The sequence below is a fragment of the Mesorhizobium sp. M0292 genome (assembly GCF_040321695.1).
GTDB lineage: Bacteria > Pseudomonadota > Alphaproteobacteria > Rhizobiales > Rhizobiaceae > Mesorhizobium.
In genome coordinates this window covers 66,627-81,231 of the sequence record NZ_JAMYSB010000007.1, presented here as the reverse complement: position 1 = coordinate 81,231, position 14,605 = coordinate 66,627, and the positions used below count along the sequence as shown (strand labels likewise).

Sequence of the window (14,605 nt, the reverse complement as noted above, 5' to 3'; positions counted from 1 at the left end):
TCGGCGTGTTTAATCAATCGATTGATTAAAGTCAAATTGATTATCTACGGCCGCTTGCCATGTCGGGCCGCAGACGCTTTAGTGCGCGGCCATGGGCAAGGAAGTCGAACGCAAGTTCCTGGTCTCCACCGCCGAATGGCTAGAAATGGCCGAGGCGAATATACGCATTCGCCAGTTCTACCTTGCCGCAGCACCTGACCGCACCGTGCGCGTGCGCATCAGCGACGGCAGTTCGGCGAAGCTGACGCTCAAATTCGGCAGCAAGATCCGCGAGCGTGACGAATACGAATATGAAATTCCACTGGCGGACGCAGAGGAGATGCTGGCCTTCGCCGTCGGACATGTCATCGAGAAGACACGCCACCATGTTAGGCATCGCGGCTATCTCTACGAAGTCGATGTTTTCGGCGGGATTCTAGCCGGCCTTGTGGTGGCCGAACTGGAGACGCCGGAGGATGTACCTGACGAAATGCTGCCTGATTGGCTCGGCCGCGAAGTGACCGGCGAGCAGAGATTTTACAACGCGTCGCTCGCCCTAGAGCCGGATGATTTTAGGTCGGGTCGACCTAAAATCGGAATCCGGCTCTAAATCAAAAGAGATGGACCATGATGTCGTCCGAAAACCGCTTCACACTTTTCGGCATCATGCTCTAGGGGGATTCCGGAGATCGCCGCATGAGCTTTCGCATCGATCCGCGCCTGCCGCTGACCGGCGAGGTCAGGCGTATCCTTGGCGAGGAGATCGGCAAGGCGCTTGCCCATCTGGCCGTCGCGCGCGACCAGCCGGAGCAGGCATTGCACAAATGCCGCAAGCGGCTGAAGAGCGCGCGCGCCTTGCTGCGGCTGGTCCGTTCCGGAAATGAAACATTCTGTCGGACTGAGAACCAATGCTACCGTCAGGTGGCGGCGCTGCTTGCCGGGCCGCGCGAGGCGACCGCGCTGGTCGAGACCGTCGACCGGCTGGCAGCCGCCTTTCCCGAGCAGGTTGCCGGCGGCGGCCTCGACAGCGTGCGCGACCGGCTGATTGCCCGCCAGCATGAAACGCATGCCGGCGCCGGCCTCGACGCCGCCATAGGCGCGGCCACCGCCGCCTGCGAGGAAGGCCTCATCAGGATAGAGCGGCTGCTGCTCCCCGATCTGCCTGAGCATGCAGCCGATGTGCTTGCGGAAGGCGCTCGCAAGACCTTGCGCCGTGCCAGGAAGGCGCTGGACCGGGCGGGATCGCGCGGCGAAGCAGAGGATTTCCACGATCTGCGCAAGGCTGCCAAGACCCACTCGATGCATTTGTCGCTGCTCGGCCGGCTGTGGCCGACGCCGATCAAGGTGCGGCGCAAGGCGGTCGACGAACTGGGCGAAAGGCTCGGCGAACTGCACGACGTCTTCGTCATGCGCGTGTTGCTCGAGGCCGACGGTGAGCCGCTCGGCGATGCGCAGGATACAAGGCTTCTTGGCAAGCTTTTGAAGCGCTCGGAAAAAAGCCTGAAGAAGAGCTGCCTCGCCGGAGCGGCCGAGCTGTTCGGCGACAGCCCCAAGCGCTCGACAAAGAAACTCGCGCGCAATGCGCGCGACGACCTCGCCGGCCCGGTATTGTCGAAAGAGGTCCCGGTCGGTTGATCATGGCCGAGGACGTCACCTCGTGCTAGTCACACTTTGCCATGACCGCGCCGCGCGACACGCTTCTCGACCGACTTGGCCGCTGGCTTGCCGGCCGGCTGCAGGACGAATCCTCGGGCTATGAGCCCTACACGCCGTCCGACGCCGAGACGTTGCGGCGCACGCTCGAACCCGGCGACATCCTGCTCATCGAAGGCAACCAGAAGATCTCCGCGGCCATTAAATACCTGACACAGTCGACCTGGTCGCATGCGGCCTTCTATATCGGCGATGCGTTGTCCGAACCGGAGGACGGATCGGAACGGCGTCGGCTGATCGAAGTCACGCTCGGCGAAGGCTGTGTCGCCGTGCCGCTGTCGCGCTACCGCACCTACAACACCCGTATCTGCCGGGCGAGCGGGCTGGCGCCGGAAGACCGCGACCATGTCGTCGCCTTCATGATCGGCAAGCTCGGCCTGAAATACGATCTCAAGAACATCTTCGACATGCTGCGCTTTTTCCTGCCGACGCCACCGGTGCCGGTGCGCTGGCGCCGCCGCATGCTGGCTTTCGGTTCCGGCGATCCGACGCGCGCCATTTGCTCGACGCTGATCGCCGAAGCCTATGGCGAGATCCGCTACCCGATCCTGCCCGAGATCACCCGCGCGCCCGGCCGCGCCTCGGCGCAGTCGAACTATTCGCGCCGCGAAATCCTGCACATCCGCCACCACTCGCTCTACACGCCGCGCGACTTCGACCTGTCGCCCTTCTTCCGCATCGTCAAACCGACGCTGGAATATGGTTTCGACTACCGGGCGGTGACCTGGGAAGATAGGGCCGCTGAGGCGAAGGCCGCCGAATAGCAACCATTCAAACCGGCGCCGATGGCGAGTGGCGCCCTATGAGATCATTCGAGACAGTGTCGATGATCTCAGCGGAAAGCGTCGGATCGGGCACGACGCGGGAGAGGATCACCGATCCGACCATTTCCGCTAGGAATGCGATCGCGGCACTCCGCTTCGCGGCCGGGTCGCTTCCCGGCAGGAGTGAAATGATCAACGCGACATAATTGCTGACGATGCTTCCGAAGAACGATCGAAGCGCTGGATCGTCGTGCCGGGCGGCATCGGCCGCCAGTGCGGTGAGGCTGCATCCGTGCCCCGGATTGTCGCGATGATGGTCCGAGATGTAGTGGCGCACGAGCGTCTCAAACGGAGTATCGGTCGAAGCGAGCCGGGCGGATAGATCGGCGCTCATGTCACTGAAGGCCCGCTGCATGGCCTGAACGATGAGGTCGTCCTTCGACTTGAATTGTCGGTAGAAGCCTCCGTGGGTAAGCCCGGCCGCGCTCATCAGATCGGCAATGCCGATCCCGTCGATCCCTTGTTCGCGGAAGAGCTTTGCGGCGGTATCGATGACCCGCTCTCGATTTAACTCGACCATCTCCTTGCTCACCTTCACGACCGCATCCTCTCCTATTGATGATGATCGACATATAAGACATGGCGGAGGCGCTTGACAATGATTATGGCGGTCATTATCACCTAATGATTACGATCATAATCATTAGGCAGGAAAGTTGAGATGACACAAGTTCAGTCGCGCGCCGAGAAGATCGCGCTGATCACCGGCGCTTCGGGTGGCATCGGGCATGCGGCCGGACTTGCGCTCATCCGGGCGGGGTATCGCGTGTTCGGCACCAGCCGCCGAGCTGCGCCCAACGAAGTGCGTCAGGGCATTCACATGGTCCCTTGCGACGTCACCGATGATGGGTCCGCCAGAGACGCCATCAAGCAAGTTGTCGCCCTCGCCGGCCGGATCGACGTACTGGTAAACAATGCGGGCCGCAGCCTGATCGGCGGCGCCGAGGAATCATCGGTCGCTCAAGCCCAAAGCCTGTTCGACATAAATGTCTTCGGCATCGTTCGCATGACCAATGAAGTGCTGCCCATCATGCGCAGACAGGGCGAGGGCCGGATCATCAACATCAGTTCGGTGTCCGGTTTCCTGCCGGGGCCATTCACCGCCCTCTACACCGCCACCAAACACGCAGTCGAAGGATATTCCGAGTCGCTCGATCACGAACTTCGAACGTTCGGCATCAGGGTTTCCCTTGTCGAGCCCGCCTTCACCCGCACCGGACTGGAAGAGAACGCCGAACAGCCTGACCGGATTTCCGGCGTCTACGAACAGGGGCGCTCAGCCATGAATTCGACCTGGCGCAACAGAATCGCGAGCGGCGATCCGGTGGAAGCCGTGGCCGACAAAGTGGTACAGGCAGCCACCGAAAAGACGCCGAGCATGCGCTATACGCCTGGCAAAACGGCAGGCCGTCTTCGCTTCATGCGGCGCTTCGTGCCCGAAAACATGTTCGACAAGAGCTTCCGCAAGCAGATGGGCGTGGCCGATTGATCTAAAATCACGGCATCGCCAGGCCAGTCCGGCAGGCGAGCCTCCTTTCGCCGAGGAGCGACGAATGAAGTCCTATTTGTGCAAATATATTCCGACGCGTTCCGACTTTCTGGCAACGATGACCACCGATGAGGAAGAGTGGATGAAGCAGCACGGAGCATTCCTGGATGACCTGCTTGAAAAGAGGCTTATCGTCGCGCACGGCCCCGTGATGGACCCGGCTGGCGGTTATGGGGTGTCGCTCTATCGGATTGCCGATGATCTGGACATAGAGGCGATCACCTCGGAGGACCCGATCGTGAAGAATGGCGCCGGGCACTACGAACACCATCCGATGCTGCATTTGAAAACGCACGGCTAACCATTTCGACCAAACCGCATCGATGCGGCAGCGAAAGTCGCTCTCGAACGGGCCAGCTTTGCGCACGCTGGCGGGCGCGATCCTGTCGAGGTTTCTGGCGTCCATCCTGCCGAGGTGCAGGCGTCTCACATGGCGGCCTGCATCACGCCGAAACCGCAATTGCGCCCTGGTTTTCGGCTCTGTGTTCGACCCAGATATGGACCGGTTCGTCCCGGCCGCGGATGCTCACCGGCCCATGATCGCGCGCATTCAACCGTGTCGTTGGCGATTCCGCCTTCGCGGCCTCGATCAGTCGTGACCCAAAGCAAATATTCGCCTGAAGCTCACGGCAGAGCGCCTGCAAACGGCTGGCGACGTTGACGGTGTCGCCCACCACCGCGAAGGACAGGTTGCGCTCGCTGCCGACCGCGCCGAGGACGACGGCGCCATATTGTGCACCGATCCGAACGTCCAGCGGCGGATATCCTCTGGACACCCGCTGGACATTCCAGTCTTCGATAGCGGCGATCATCGCTTCAGCGCACCGGATGGCCCGGGTTGCGTCGTCATGGCTGGCTTGCGGAACCCCGAAGGTCGCCATGATGCAATCGCCGATATAGTTGTCGACGGTGCCATGGTGGTCGAAAACGACCTGCTCCATGCGACGGTGGAACTGACGCAGTAGTTCGAACACTGCTTCGGCCGGATGATCCTCGGAATAGTGTGTGAAGCCGACGATGTCGGCGAACAGCACCGCGATATCCTGCCGGCGGACCGGACCGAAGGGCTCGTCATCCGAGGCGAGCTGGTCGACGACATTGGGCGAAAAATGCCGGGCGAGATTGGCGCGGGCGCGCTCTGCCTTGACATAGTCTTCCGACAGATGCCGGGAACGGGAGACGACCAGCGCCATGATCGCGCCGATAATCAGCACAACCAACACATTGGTCGCCTGCGCGAACGTATCGACGAAATTGGGGTTGAGATAGAGATTCAGTCGCTCTGTCATCGGCAGCGAATAGAGGTTCGTTGCCGGAATGACGGTTCCCGCATGAAAAACCACCCATCCCACCCCGATCGTCCACGTCAAGGCCGCGAGCGCGCCGAGATAGAGCGCCAATCGTGTCGAAAGGGTCAGCGCGCCAAGGCATACGAAAATCAGCAGGAATTTGAAGCTGCCCTCGCGCAGTTGCATCGCGGCCGGCGCGACCTCGAGGGAAAACGGGTTGGGCGTTACCAGCAGAACGGTCAACAGAATGATGTCCAGCGTACCGACGAGGTAACCGATCCACCATGGCGCGTTGCGACGGCGCGCAAAGCGAAACTGGATCAGGCCGACGAGTTGGAACAGCGCGAGGCCCGCCAGCACGAAGAGCAGCGAGGCATCCCAGCGGCTGATCAATGAAAAGAAGCAGGAGATCACGGCGAGCGATGCCGTGCGCGCCCAGAACTGCAATGCAGCACCCTGGCGTTCTGCGCGCTCCCGCAAATTTTTCAGGCGCGAATAGCGGCGAAGTTCAAGTGTTGGCGCGGTCGGCATAGGATCACTTCGATTTTGCGGGGACGGTCACGCATTCGGCAAACCCGCCCCGTACAGTCTGGCAAATCAGCGCGCGAACTCTATCATGGTTTCGTTTTTGAAACGCGGCTGGCGCGTCAAGCCGGCAACGGGCGGCGTCCCTTTGCCGGAGCGGTGGGCCGGTCGGACGCACCGGCATCCCTGGGGTGCGGGCCGATCGGCATGATCGCCGGAAACGGGGTTGCGCCAAAAGCAAACGTCCATTTGTAGCCGGTCAGCCCGTCTTCCGGCGTCGTGTTCTGGTCGTGATGGGCGAGCAGTTTGGCGCGCTCGGCCAGTTCCTCCGCCTCGCGCTTCACCATCTCCGCCGTCTCCGGCCGCATCCGCCTGGAGAATGAGACGAAGGTCGCTTCCCGCTCCAGATGGGTGATCGCCCAGCCGATGAAATTCTTGTTTGTCATCTCGAACAGCGGCCTGAGCGGCCCTTCGAAATTCCACTGGATCGGTGTGTCGACCAGCAGCCGTGCCGACAACCCGCTGCCCAGCGCAATGAGGCCGAGCGCTTCGAGATCGCGCAGATAGAGGAACATCGACGCTTCGCTCAAGCCCTGCGAGCGCATGACGCCCTCGGGCGTGAATTTCTCCGATAGCATGACGAAGATGAACAGCAGCGCCGGCCGTCCGGCAAGCTTGCGCTCGACCTCTGGCGCGATGCGGTTGACCGGTCCCGGCCCCCGATTCATCGACCCCAGCACGTTTTCCAGCTCGACGCCGGCGGCAGCGCAGATCCCGACGAGACGGTCGAGCTTGCAGTTGCGCTCGTGGAAGATGCGCTTGACCGTCGGCTCGGAAACGCCCATCCGCCCGGCAAGCTCACGATAGGTGACGCCCTTGGCCTTCAGCGTCCGCTTCAGCGCCTCGAAGATCAGGCCGTTCATGGAATGCACCTCTTTTGCGCCATTTCGTATCGGTTTCCGATACTAGCTCGAATCGTCCTTCCGGAAAAGTATCGAAAATCCCAGCTCTCCGCCATCCATCACAGGAGACCTGGCCATGAAAACCCTCATCCCCTCTATTTGTCTCGCCGCCTTCGCTATCGCGCTCGTGCCTGCGGCCGAGGCCGCCGAACTCTGGCGCGCCTCGGGCTTCGAGCAACCGGAATCGGCGCTGTTCGACGCCGCCAACAGTCGCATCATCGTCTCCAACATCGTCGGCAATCCTGGGGAGGCCGACGGCAACGGCTATCTCTCGGTGCTGTCGCTGGACGGCAAGATCATTAGCCAGCACTGGACCGACGGCATGGATGCACCAAAAGGCTCGGCGATCTCCGGCGGCAAGCTCTACGTCGCCGATATCACCAAGGTGCGCATCGTCGATCTCGCCAGCGGCAAGCTCATCTCGACCATCGATGTGCCCGGCGCCGTTTTCCTCAACGACGTGACATCGGACAGTTCGGGCAAGGTTTATGTCACCGACATGCTGGCCGATGCGATCTACCGCATTGACGGCGACAAGCCGGAACTGTTCGTGAAGGATGCGAAGCTCGCCGCGCCCAACGGCATCTTTGCCGATCGCGATCGGCTGATCGTGGCGTCCTGGGGCAAGGGCATCAAACCGGACTTCAGCACTGCCGCGCCCGGGGGCCTGCTGTCGGTCGATCTCGCGACGAAAGCCGTGACGCCGCTGCCTGGCGCACAAAACTTTGCCGACCTCGATGGCGTCGTCGCCACCGGCGACAGCATCTACGCCACCGCCTTCATGACCGGCACGCTCTATCGGTACAAAGTCGGCGAGGCGCCGGAGGCTGTAGAGCAGTTCAAGCCGGGCAGCGCCGATATCGGCACAGACGGCACGCGGATTTTCGTGCCGCTGATGAACGAGGGCGAGATCGCGGTGCTGAGCCTGGACTGACGGCGCACACTTGCCGGCTCAGCCAACGGGCGCGGCTTTGAGTTGCGCCCGCGCATCCTTGATCGAAGCGGCAAAGGTCACCAGCGGGCGCTTGACGCCGTGGTTGATCAGCATGCGCCGTGTCTGCGGCGAGGCACCGGCGATGATGAAACGCACCCCTGCGCGTTTCGCCTTGTGCGCCGCGCCCTCGATGACATTGGCCGCGGTGGAATCGAAGAAGGGCACCGCCGAACAATCGAGGATGAAGTTCTTGCGCTGGTCGGCGATGCGGTCGAGCACCGTGCCGACAGTAGAGGCGGCGCCGAAGAAGAAGGCGCCGGAGATGCGATAGACGACGGTGTCGGCGTCGCTTGCCTCGCTTGCATCGTAGGCGCGGCCGCTGCTGTCGGCGACATCGTCCTGCACCAGCGGCAAATCCGCCTCCACGGCGATCGACTTGGCCATACGGTCGATGAACAGGATCGAGCCTAGCGCGAAGCCGACGACGATGCCTTCGGTGAGATCGCGGAAGACGACGATCAGGAAGGTTGCCATCAGCACCAGGGCGTCGCCGCGCGAAGCGCGCAGCAACGTGGCGAAGGCCTGCTTCTCGAACATGTTCCAGCAGACAACCGCCAGCACCCCGGCAAGGGCGGCAAGCGGGATGTAGCTGGCCAGCGGTGCGGCCACCAGCATGAAGACCAGCAGAAAAAGCGAATGCAGCATGCCGGAAACCGGCCCATGCGCGCCGGCCCGCACATTGGTGGCGGTGCGGGCGATGGTGCCGGTGGTGCAGATGCCGCCGAACAGGGCAGACGCGATGTTGGCAAAGCCTTGCGCCACCAGTTCGCAATTGGAACGGTGACGCCGCCCGGTCATGCCATCGGCGACCACGGCCGAGAGCAGCGATTCGATGGCGCCGAGCAGCGCAAAAGCCACCGCATCCGGCAGCACCGCAAGCGCCTTGTCGAGGTTGAGTGCCGGCAGTGCCGGCAACGGCAGGCTGCCCGGAATGCCGCCATAGCGGGTGCCGATCGTTTCCGCCGGCAGCGAAAGCAGCGCCACGACAAGGGAGGCCAGTCCGACGGCGATCAGCATGCCCGGCCAGCCGGGCCGCCAGCGCTTCACCCCGACGATGGTGGCGATGGTCAGCGCCGCCACCAGCGTTGCCGAGATATTGAGCGTGCCGGCCGCGTGGCCGATCGCCATCAGCTTCGGCAGCAGCGGCCCGGGCTCCGGCCCGGCAAGCCTCAGCCCGAACAGTTCGACGATCTGGCCGGAGAAGATGATGACTGCGATGCCGGCGGTGAAGCCGACCGTCACCGGGTAAGGGATGAATTTGATATAGGTTCCGAGCCGGAGATAGCCGATGGCGAGCAGGAAGATGCCGGCCATCATCGTCGCCAGCAGCAGTCCGTCGACGCCTTCGCGCTGCACCGTCGCCGCCACCAGCACGATGAAGGCGCCGGCCGGGCCGCCGATCTGGAAGCGGCTGCCGCCGAGCGCCGAGACGATGAAGCCGCCGACAATGGCCGTGAACAGGCCGCGCTCCGGCGTCACGCCCGAAGCAATCGCAATCGCCATCGACAGCGGCAACGCGACAATAGCGACGGTCAGCCCGGCCATGAAGTCGGCCTTGAACTGCGGCAGGCGGTAACCTTCGCGCCAGACCGTCACCAGCTTGGGCGTGAACAGCTCTGAAAATGTCGGCTTTGCCGACTTCTGGGCCGGTTGATGCACTGCCCGCCGGATCTGATCCATGGACTGCCTTCCGCTTGCGTGAAGGCGGCGGGATCGTCGGCAGGACTGTCGGCGGTCGCCGTCGCGACTATATGCCGGCTCAGCCTTGCGGGTTCGGCGGCGCGACCGGCTTGAGGCGCACGCCCCGGCCGCCGCGCTCGCTGGTCTGGTTCTCGCCGATGAGCTCCACCCCGGCCTCGTCGAGAGCCTGGATAACCTTCATCAGCGTATCGACCACACCCCTGACCACGCCGTCACTCGCTTCCATGCGCTGGATTGTCGGAAGCGAAACGCCGGCACGCTCGGCGAGCGTCTTCTGATCGATGCCGGCCAGCGCCCTCGCGGCGCGCATCTGGGCGGCAGTGATCATCGGTCGGAACCCCCGTCTGAGTCTGCGGAGACGACGTGTAATACAATCATAGTGATGTTTCAACCATCATAAAGCATGCATGAAACATGATCTCTCCACAAAGCCGGATGGCGGGATACGGGATGAGCATGCTACGCTACCGCCTTGGCTCTTACTGGCGGGGAAATATCAGTTGAATATTTTCAGGACCTTGACGACGTCGGCAGCCTTGCTGTCGGCGGTTTTTCTGCTGGCAGGCTGCGGACACGGGCTGATCAACCGGCTGATTTGAATGTCGCTCCGGATCGTCAGTCTTCGGGCTCGTTGCCATCGGCCACCGCCTTGTTCCGCTGCAGCATTCGCGCCGCCAGCCAGCACAGCGTCGCCCAGGTGAAGCCGGCGCACCATCCCGCCAGCACGTCGGAAGGCCAGTGGACGCCGAGATAGACGCGGCTGACTCCGACCAGCAGCGTTACCAGCACCGCCAGGCTGAGGACATAGATTTTCGTCGTTCGTCCCGGCAGGAAGCGCGCTGCGAGCGAGCCCAGCGTGAGATAGGTCACCGCCGACAGCATCGCGTGGCCGCTGGGAAACGACAGCGACGTCTCGTTGGCCAGGTGCGAGACAAGATCGGGGCGCGGCCGGTCGATGCCGGCCTTGAGCAAGGTCGACAGCAGCTGCCCGCCGGCCACCGCGACAAAGATCAGCAGCGCCGTCCTCGGCCTACGGATCAGCAGGAGGTAGACGATCACCGCCGTTACGATCAGCACCAGCACGCTGGAGCTGCCGAGGCTGGTGATGTCGCGCATCGCGCCTTCCAGCCATGCCGGGCCGACGGGAACATCCGGCTGACCCACTTTTCGGAAAGCGAGCAGGATCTCAGTATCGAAAGCGTGCGGCGTGGTGGCCCGCGCCACCTCCATCAGTTCCTCGAAGCCCCACAGCCCGGCGGCTATCACCAGCCCGGCCAGCAGCACCGGAAATTCAAGCCAGTTGGTGAACGCACGCGGGGTCTTCATCGGATTACAGTCGCCCCTGCAGGTAAGGCCCGAGCGAGATCAGCACCACCGCCGCGATGGCCAGCACGATGCCGGTCGCCTGCAAGGCATTGACGCGTTCGCCGAAGAACACCAGCGCCACCACATTGACCGCCACCAGCTGGATCACCGCCGACAGACTGAACGACACCGACATGCCGAACTCACGAACCAGCCGCAGCATCATCAGATTGCCCGCCGTATAGAGCGCCAGTGTCAGCACGATCTTGCCAAGGCTTGGCGCCAGCCCCCATTGCTTGGCCGCGATGGCCGCCAGCAGGAAGATCACCGTCGAAATGACGAGCTGCGCCAGTCCCCAGAAACTCACTTTTGTGCCTCGCTGTCCTTTGTGGCAGCTCTTGTTTCGCAAGCGTGGCGGCACGTCAAGCAGACTGCGGCGGAACAGGCCACGGCCGAGGTGCTGAATGAATGGCAGCGCGATCGCGGTCTGACTGCCACGCTCGGTCGGATTCGTGCAAACCCAGGCAGCTGCGCTCAAGCATTGGAAAAGAATGGACTTTTAAACATGGCGCCCTACCTCTTCTGGAGGAGAGTGCCATGCCAAAGTCCGTCTATGACCGTGGCCTGCTGAAACCCGACGACATCGCCAGGCTGCAACGCGTGTTCGACGAAGCCTGCCGCAGGCGCGACGTGCATCCCGATTCGGCGGAGGCGCGGGAGATCGCGCTGAACCTGCTTGCGCTGCACAATGCCGGCATGGTCGAGGAAGATATGCTTATGGAAACCGTGGGTTTCCGCCGGTTGGAGCCGAAATCAGCCTGAGGCCCGCAAGGCGGCCTGGAGCGATTCCAGGAAAAGTGTGAAGCGGTTTTCCGTCCGGAATTGCGTAAAAATAAAGGCCTAGGAGCGGTTCGCCGTTTCCGTGAAACGGTGAAACGCTCTAGCCGGCGCGCTGCACGACGGCCACATTCATCTCTGCCCGCAGCCTGAAGCCGATGGATTCGTACAATCCAACCGCGTTGGCATTGCTGGCATAGGCATGCAGGTAGGGAACTTCGCCGCGCGCAAAAATTCGGTTGGCCACGAACACCGACAGCAGCCGGCCGAGGCCGCTGCCGCGAAATTCGGGATGCGAGCAGACGCCGCTGAGTTCGCTGTAGCCGGGCTGCTTCATGCGCTCGCCGGCCATCGCCGCCAGCCGGCCGTCGATCTTCACGCCCCAGAACTCGCCGAGGCTCAGCGCCTTGAGCGTGAACGGGCCGGGCTTGGTCAGTGACGCCAAAGCAAGCATCTCGGCCGCGTCGTCCTGCGTCAGCTGCTGTACACGCTCGTCCGACACGGAAGGCAATGGCGCCTCGGCAACCATCTGAACGCCGAAGGCGGTCACGGTCGCGGTCAGTTCCGGCGGCAAGGCAATGGGGTCCGCCTGGAGCATGAACACGCTCTCACCTGCAGGAATGAGGCTTGCGAGCGCCTGCAGGCTCTCAGCGTCGTCTGCCCCGGAAGCCGCGAAGGGGACGATCGAGGAGGGATAGCGCCTGGCGAGCCTGTCGCCATACGCAAAGATCCGATGCCGCGTGTCGAGCGCGCTCCAGACCGGACGATCGAGGACATGGCTCATGGCGCGACATCCTGTTTCACACGACGGTCGAGCGGGGCCGCCGCCAGGCCGTCCTCTATTGCCGAGAGTTGTTCGAGAAGCGGCCCTGCAAGGCCTTTGCACAGGTCGGCAACGGCGTTCTCGATGCGCGGCCAAACGTTCCGCTTCGCCTTGTCGACCAGGCGCTGGCCGTTGGCGGTCAGCGAGATCATCCTGCGGCGCTGGTCGTCGTTCGATGGCGCGGCCTCGACCAGCCCCAACTCGGCCAGCAGCGCCACGCTGCGCGTCACCCCCGGCTGGGTGATCCCCAGTGACTGCGCCAGCTCGCCGACAGGCAGCGGCCCGAGCCGGTCGAGCGCGGCCAGCAGAGGATACTGGCTGGACTGCACCGGCACCTCCAGCCCATCGAGCATGCGCTGCGTATCGGCCTGCAACTGCTCGCCGATACGCTTCAGCCTGCTGCCGAGGGTGAGGTAGCCGAGGGATCGAATGATGTCTTCCATGGGTGATCCGTCTCCTGGATAAGTATAACATGTTATATAATGATGCAATGAACGAGTTCAAGCGCCTGCTTTGGAGGTTGGCCGCAAGCATCTCGACTTCGTCGTCCTTGGGCGAAGCAGGAGCGAAGCTCCGTCGCGGAGACCCAGGGATCATGCCTTGGCCGTGGAAGCAGCGGAGCAGAACCTGCAACGCAGCGTAGCTCAGAAGTCACGGCATGGATCCTCGGGTCTGCGCCGCGTCGCTACGCTCCTTGCTTCGCCCGTGGATGACGACGGGATGGCGTTTTCGCCCAATCGCCAGGATATTCGATCCCGTCTTGCAGATGCGTTGAACCACCAGTCCGCGCCACAGCAGCAGCCCGAAGTGCGGTGGTTCTCCGTCCAGAAGCGCTCGTCTACAACCCCTTGGCGATCTGACGGGCAATCGCTTCGGCCTGCAGGCCGGCGCTGTGAAAATAGCTGGTCAGGCTTGGCCGCATGCCGATGAACCACAGGCCGGGCTGGCCGCTCGGGGTGCCGCCATTGGCCTTCGGCACGCCCTTGGCGTCGAGCACGCCGAGATCGCCCAGCATGGCCTCCAGGCCGGTGCGATAGCCGGTTGCCGCGATCACCACATCCGGCTCGAGCACCGTGCCGTCGTTCAGCCGCACGCCGGCGCCTTCGAAAGCCGCCACCGGCGCCACCACCGAAATCCGTCCGGCCTTCATTCCTGCGACGGCGCCGTCGTCGACGGCGATAGCGATCTGCTCGACGCCGAGCCGGCTGGCGCCGCCTTTCGGCGCCGGCGGCAGGCCGAAGCGGGCGAGGTCGCCGAACACCAGCCGCTGCGTCGCGGCAATCGCGGCATCGGCAATCCACGTCGGCAGCATCGCCATGAAACCGCCGAAGCGCGCCACGGCGACCTTGCCGATCCGTTTCGGCATCAGCGACGGACCCTGCCTGGCTGACAAGCAGATGGCCTTGGTGTCGGCGCGGGCGAGGTGGTTGAGCACGTCGAAGCCGGAATTTCCGGCTCCGACCACCAGCACGCTTTTGCCCACATAGTCCTGTGCTGTGCCGAAATCGGCGGCGTGGACAAGTTTGCCGGTGAAAGTCGCCTTGCCTTGCCAGTCCGGCGTCCATGGCAAGCGGTCGCGGCCGGTGGCGACGATGACATTGCGGGCGCTCAGCGTTTCCCGGCCCGTATGGACGAGCCAGCCATTGCCTCTGCGTTCGATCCGCTCGACGGCGGTGCCGAATTCGATGACGATGCCGCGGGTGCGGGCAAAGTCCTGGAGATAGCCGACGATGGCATCCTTGTTCGGAAAGGCGGCGGTGCGTGGCGGATAGGCAAGGCCGGGCAGGGCCGATAGCGCGCGATGCGTGTTGAGGGTCAGCTTCTCGTGCCGCCCTCGCCACGGTTCGGCGATCCGCGGCTCCTTTTCAAGCACGACGACCCGCACGCCGCGCCGGCCAAGCGCGTCAGCGGCCGCCAGCCCCGCCGCTCCGGCGCCGATGACGATAACCGTATAGTCGGGTCCTTTCGGCCCCAGGACGATTGGCATCGTTTCGCTTGTCGTAGCCGCCATTCGGTCGAGATTTCCTTTCAGGTGCGCCATGGGGACCCGTCCTATATGGCACGTCCCATATGGCACAGGGGCGATATGATCGATAATGAGGTC

Annotated in this window: 18 protein-coding genes; 8 read left to right on the top strand and 10 right to left on the bottom strand. The window is 63.2% G+C overall.

Features of this window, described 5'->3' with window-relative positions:
* Positions 1 to 91 precede the first annotated feature (91 nt).
* The 3 genes from NKI96_RS13455 to NKI96_RS13445 all read left to right on the top strand — a co-directional run bounded on the left by NKI96_RS13455 (position 92) and on the right by NKI96_RS13445 (position 2,456).
* Positions 92 to 589 (top strand): CYTH domain-containing protein, encoded by a 498-nt coding sequence (locus tag NKI96_RS13455; RefSeq protein ID WP_352710550.1) that lies wholly within the window; start codon positions 92 to 94, stop codon positions 587 to 589.
* A gap of 86 nt (positions 590 to 675) precedes the next feature.
* A complete protein-coding gene (locus tag NKI96_RS13450; protein ID WP_352804760.1) occupies positions 676 to 1,614 on the top strand; it encodes a CHAD domain-containing protein in 939 nt (312 codons plus the stop codon).
* Between the two features lie 41 nt (positions 1,615 to 1,655).
* Positions 1,656 to 2,456, top strand: coding sequence for a C40 family peptidase (locus NKI96_RS13445; protein WP_352804758.1), 801 nt, complete (start codon positions 1,656 to 1,658; stop codon positions 2,454 to 2,456).
* A gap of 7 nt (positions 2,457 to 2,463) precedes the next feature.
* On the opposite strand, the gene NKI96_RS13440 is transcribed toward NKI96_RS13445, so the two are convergent.
* Positions 2,464 to 3,054 carry a TetR/AcrR family transcriptional regulator gene (locus NKI96_RS13440; RefSeq protein WP_023673283.1) on the bottom strand — a complete coding sequence of 197 codons (591 nt, stop codon included), beginning with the start codon at positions 3,052 to 3,054 and terminating at the stop codon, positions 2,464 to 2,466.
* Between the two features lie 123 nt (positions 3,055 to 3,177).
* Between NKI96_RS13440 and NKI96_RS13435 the strand changes: the two genes are divergently transcribed.
* Both NKI96_RS13435 and NKI96_RS13430 read left to right on the top strand, forming a co-directional pair.
* Entirely contained in the window at positions 3,178 to 4,005 is an 828-nt protein-coding gene (locus NKI96_RS13435; RefSeq protein WP_352804756.1) for an oxidoreductase, read from the top strand.
* A gap of 64 nt (positions 4,006 to 4,069) precedes the next feature.
* Positions 4,070 to 4,366 carry a YciI family protein gene (locus NKI96_RS13430; protein ID WP_352625182.1) on the top strand — a complete coding sequence of 99 codons (297 nt, stop codon included), beginning with the start codon at positions 4,070 to 4,072 and terminating at the stop codon, positions 4,364 to 4,366.
* A gap of 142 nt (positions 4,367 to 4,508) precedes the next feature.
* Here NKI96_RS13430 and NKI96_RS13425 read toward each other — a convergent pair whose 3' ends face one another.
* Complete coding sequence (locus NKI96_RS13425) at positions 4,509 to 5,885, bottom strand: adenylate/guanylate cyclase domain-containing protein (protein ID WP_023726772.1); 1,377 nt, start codon at positions 5,883 to 5,885, stop codon at positions 4,509 to 4,511.
* A 116-nt stretch (positions 5,886 to 6,001) separates the two neighbouring features.
* Positions 6,002 to 6,802 carry a helix-turn-helix domain-containing protein gene (locus NKI96_RS13420; protein ID WP_352500151.1) on the bottom strand — a complete coding sequence of 267 codons (801 nt, stop codon included), beginning with the start codon at positions 6,800 to 6,802 and terminating at the stop codon, positions 6,002 to 6,004.
* A 115-nt stretch (positions 6,803 to 6,917) separates the two neighbouring features.
* Here NKI96_RS13420 and NKI96_RS13415 point away from each other — a divergent pair, with 115 nt between their 5' ends.
* On the top strand, positions 6,918 to 7,775 hold the full coding sequence (locus NKI96_RS13415) for an SMP-30/gluconolactonase/LRE family protein (RefSeq protein WP_352804753.1): 858 nt from the start codon (positions 6,918 to 6,920) through the stop codon (positions 7,773 to 7,775).
* Positions 7,776 to 7,793: 18 nt separating this feature from the next.
* On the opposite strand, the gene NKI96_RS13410 is transcribed toward NKI96_RS13415, so the two are convergent.
* On the bottom strand, positions 7,794 to 9,515 hold the full coding sequence (locus tag NKI96_RS13410) for a SulP family inorganic anion transporter (RefSeq protein WP_352804751.1): 1,722 nt from the start codon (positions 9,513 to 9,515) through the stop codon (positions 7,794 to 7,796).
* 79 nt (positions 9,516 to 9,594) lie between these two features.
* Positions 9,595 to 9,864 (bottom strand): helix-turn-helix domain-containing protein, encoded by a 270-nt coding sequence (locus NKI96_RS13405; RefSeq protein ID WP_023673276.1) that lies wholly within the window; start codon positions 9,862 to 9,864, stop codon positions 9,595 to 9,597.
* A gap of 79 nt (positions 9,865 to 9,943) precedes the next feature.
* Between NKI96_RS13405 and NKI96_RS13400 the strand changes: the two genes are divergently transcribed.
* A complete protein-coding gene (locus tag NKI96_RS13400) occupies positions 9,944 to 10,135 on the top strand; it encodes a hypothetical protein (protein ID WP_023755330.1) in 192 nt (63 codons plus the stop codon).
* 16 nt (positions 10,136 to 10,151) lie between these two features.
* On the opposite strand, the gene NKI96_RS13395 is transcribed toward NKI96_RS13400, so the two are convergent.
* Together NKI96_RS13395 and NKI96_RS13390 are read right to left on the bottom strand one after the other, a co-directional pair.
* A complete protein-coding gene (locus tag NKI96_RS13395; RefSeq protein WP_023687516.1) occupies positions 10,152 to 10,862 on the bottom strand; it encodes a phosphatase PAP2 family protein in 711 nt (236 codons plus the stop codon).
* Positions 10,863 to 10,866: 4 nt separating this feature from the next.
* The gene (locus NKI96_RS13390) at positions 10,867 to 11,208 is read right to left on the bottom strand and encodes a hypothetical protein (RefSeq protein WP_023681268.1); all 342 of its coding nucleotides are present in this window, start codon (positions 11,206 to 11,208) and stop codon (positions 10,867 to 10,869) included.
* Positions 11,209 to 11,438: 230 nt separating this feature from the next.
* Here NKI96_RS13390 and NKI96_RS13385 point away from each other — a divergent pair, with 230 nt between their 5' ends.
* Positions 11,439 to 11,663, top strand: coding sequence for a hypothetical protein (locus NKI96_RS13385; RefSeq protein WP_023673272.1), 225 nt, complete (start codon positions 11,439 to 11,441; stop codon positions 11,661 to 11,663).
* A 118-nt stretch (positions 11,664 to 11,781) separates the two neighbouring features.
* Here NKI96_RS13385 and NKI96_RS13380 read toward each other — a convergent pair whose 3' ends face one another.
* The 3 genes from NKI96_RS13380 to NKI96_RS13370 all read right to left on the bottom strand — a co-directional run bounded on the left by NKI96_RS13380 (position 11,782) and on the right by NKI96_RS13370 (position 14,542).
* Positions 11,782 to 12,462, bottom strand: a complete 681-nt coding sequence (locus tag NKI96_RS13380; RefSeq protein ID WP_023681267.1) for a GNAT family N-acetyltransferase — start codon at positions 12,460 to 12,462, stop codon at positions 11,782 to 11,784.
* Positions 12,459 to 12,944 carry a MarR family winged helix-turn-helix transcriptional regulator gene (locus NKI96_RS13375; RefSeq protein ID WP_352460021.1) on the bottom strand — a complete coding sequence of 162 codons (486 nt, stop codon included), beginning with the start codon at positions 12,942 to 12,944 and terminating at the stop codon, positions 12,459 to 12,461. The genes NKI96_RS13380 and NKI96_RS13375 overlap by 4 nt, the downstream gene beginning before the upstream one ends.
* A 395-nt stretch (positions 12,945 to 13,339) precedes the next feature.
* Positions 13,340 to 14,542, bottom strand: coding sequence for a flavin-containing monooxygenase (locus tag NKI96_RS13370; protein WP_352804748.1), 1,203 nt, complete (start codon positions 14,540 to 14,542; stop codon positions 13,340 to 13,342).
* Positions 14,543 to 14,605 lie beyond the last annotated feature (63 nt).

Excerpts from the sequence above, each read along its gene's own strand:
- NKI96_RS13455 (WP_352710550.1), top strand. The coding sequence starts at position 92 with ATGGGCAAGGAAGTCGAACGCAAGTTCCTGGTCTCCACCGCCGAATGG.
- NKI96_RS13450 (WP_352804760.1), top strand. The coding sequence starts at position 676 with ATGAGCTTTCGCATCGATCCGCGCCTGCCGCTGACCGGCGAGGTCAGG.
- NKI96_RS13445 (WP_352804758.1), top strand. The coding sequence starts at position 1,656 with ATGACCGCGCCGCGCGACACGCTTCTCGACCGACTTGGCCGCTGGCTT.
- NKI96_RS13435 (WP_352804756.1), top strand. The coding sequence starts at position 3,178 with ATGACACAAGTTCAGTCGCGCGCCGAGAAGATCGCGCTGATCACCGGC.
- NKI96_RS13430 (WP_352625182.1), top strand. The coding sequence starts at position 4,070 with ATGAAGTCCTATTTGTGCAAATATATTCCGACGCGTTCCGACTTTCTG.
- NKI96_RS13425 (WP_023726772.1), bottom strand. The coding sequence starts at position 5,885 with ATGCCGACCGCGCCAACACTTGAACTTCGCCGCTATTCGCGCCTGAAA.
- NKI96_RS13420 (WP_352500151.1), bottom strand. The coding sequence starts at position 6,802 with ATGAACGGCCTGATCTTCGAGGCGCTGAAGCGGACGCTGAAGGCCAAG.
- NKI96_RS13415 (WP_352804753.1), top strand. The coding sequence starts at position 6,918 with ATGAAAACCCTCATCCCCTCTATTTGTCTCGCCGCCTTCGCTATCGCG.
- NKI96_RS13410 (WP_352804751.1), bottom strand. The coding sequence starts at position 9,515 with ATGGATCAGATCCGGCGGGCAGTGCATCAACCGGCCCAGAAGTCGGCA.
- NKI96_RS13405 (WP_023673276.1), bottom strand. The coding sequence starts at position 9,864 with ATGATCACTGCCGCCCAGATGCGCGCCGCGAGGGCGCTGGCCGGCATC.
- NKI96_RS13400 (WP_023755330.1), top strand. The coding sequence starts at position 9,944 with ATGAAACATGATCTCTCCACAAAGCCGGATGGCGGGATACGGGATGAG.
- NKI96_RS13395 (WP_023687516.1), bottom strand. The coding sequence starts at position 10,862 with ATGAAGACCCCGCGTGCGTTCACCAACTGGCTTGAATTTCCGGTGCTG.
- NKI96_RS13385 (WP_023673272.1), top strand. The coding sequence starts at position 11,439 with ATGCCAAAGTCCGTCTATGACCGTGGCCTGCTGAAACCCGACGACATC.
- NKI96_RS13380 (WP_023681267.1), bottom strand. The coding sequence starts at position 12,462 with ATGAGCCATGTCCTCGATCGTCCGGTCTGGAGCGCGCTCGACACGCGG.
- NKI96_RS13375 (WP_352460021.1), bottom strand. The coding sequence starts at position 12,944 with ATGGAAGACATCATTCGATCCCTCGGCTACCTCACCCTCGGCAGCAGG.
- NKI96_RS13370 (WP_352804748.1), bottom strand. The coding sequence starts at position 14,542 with ATGGCGCACCTGAAAGGAAATCTCGACCGAATGGCGGCTACGACAAGC.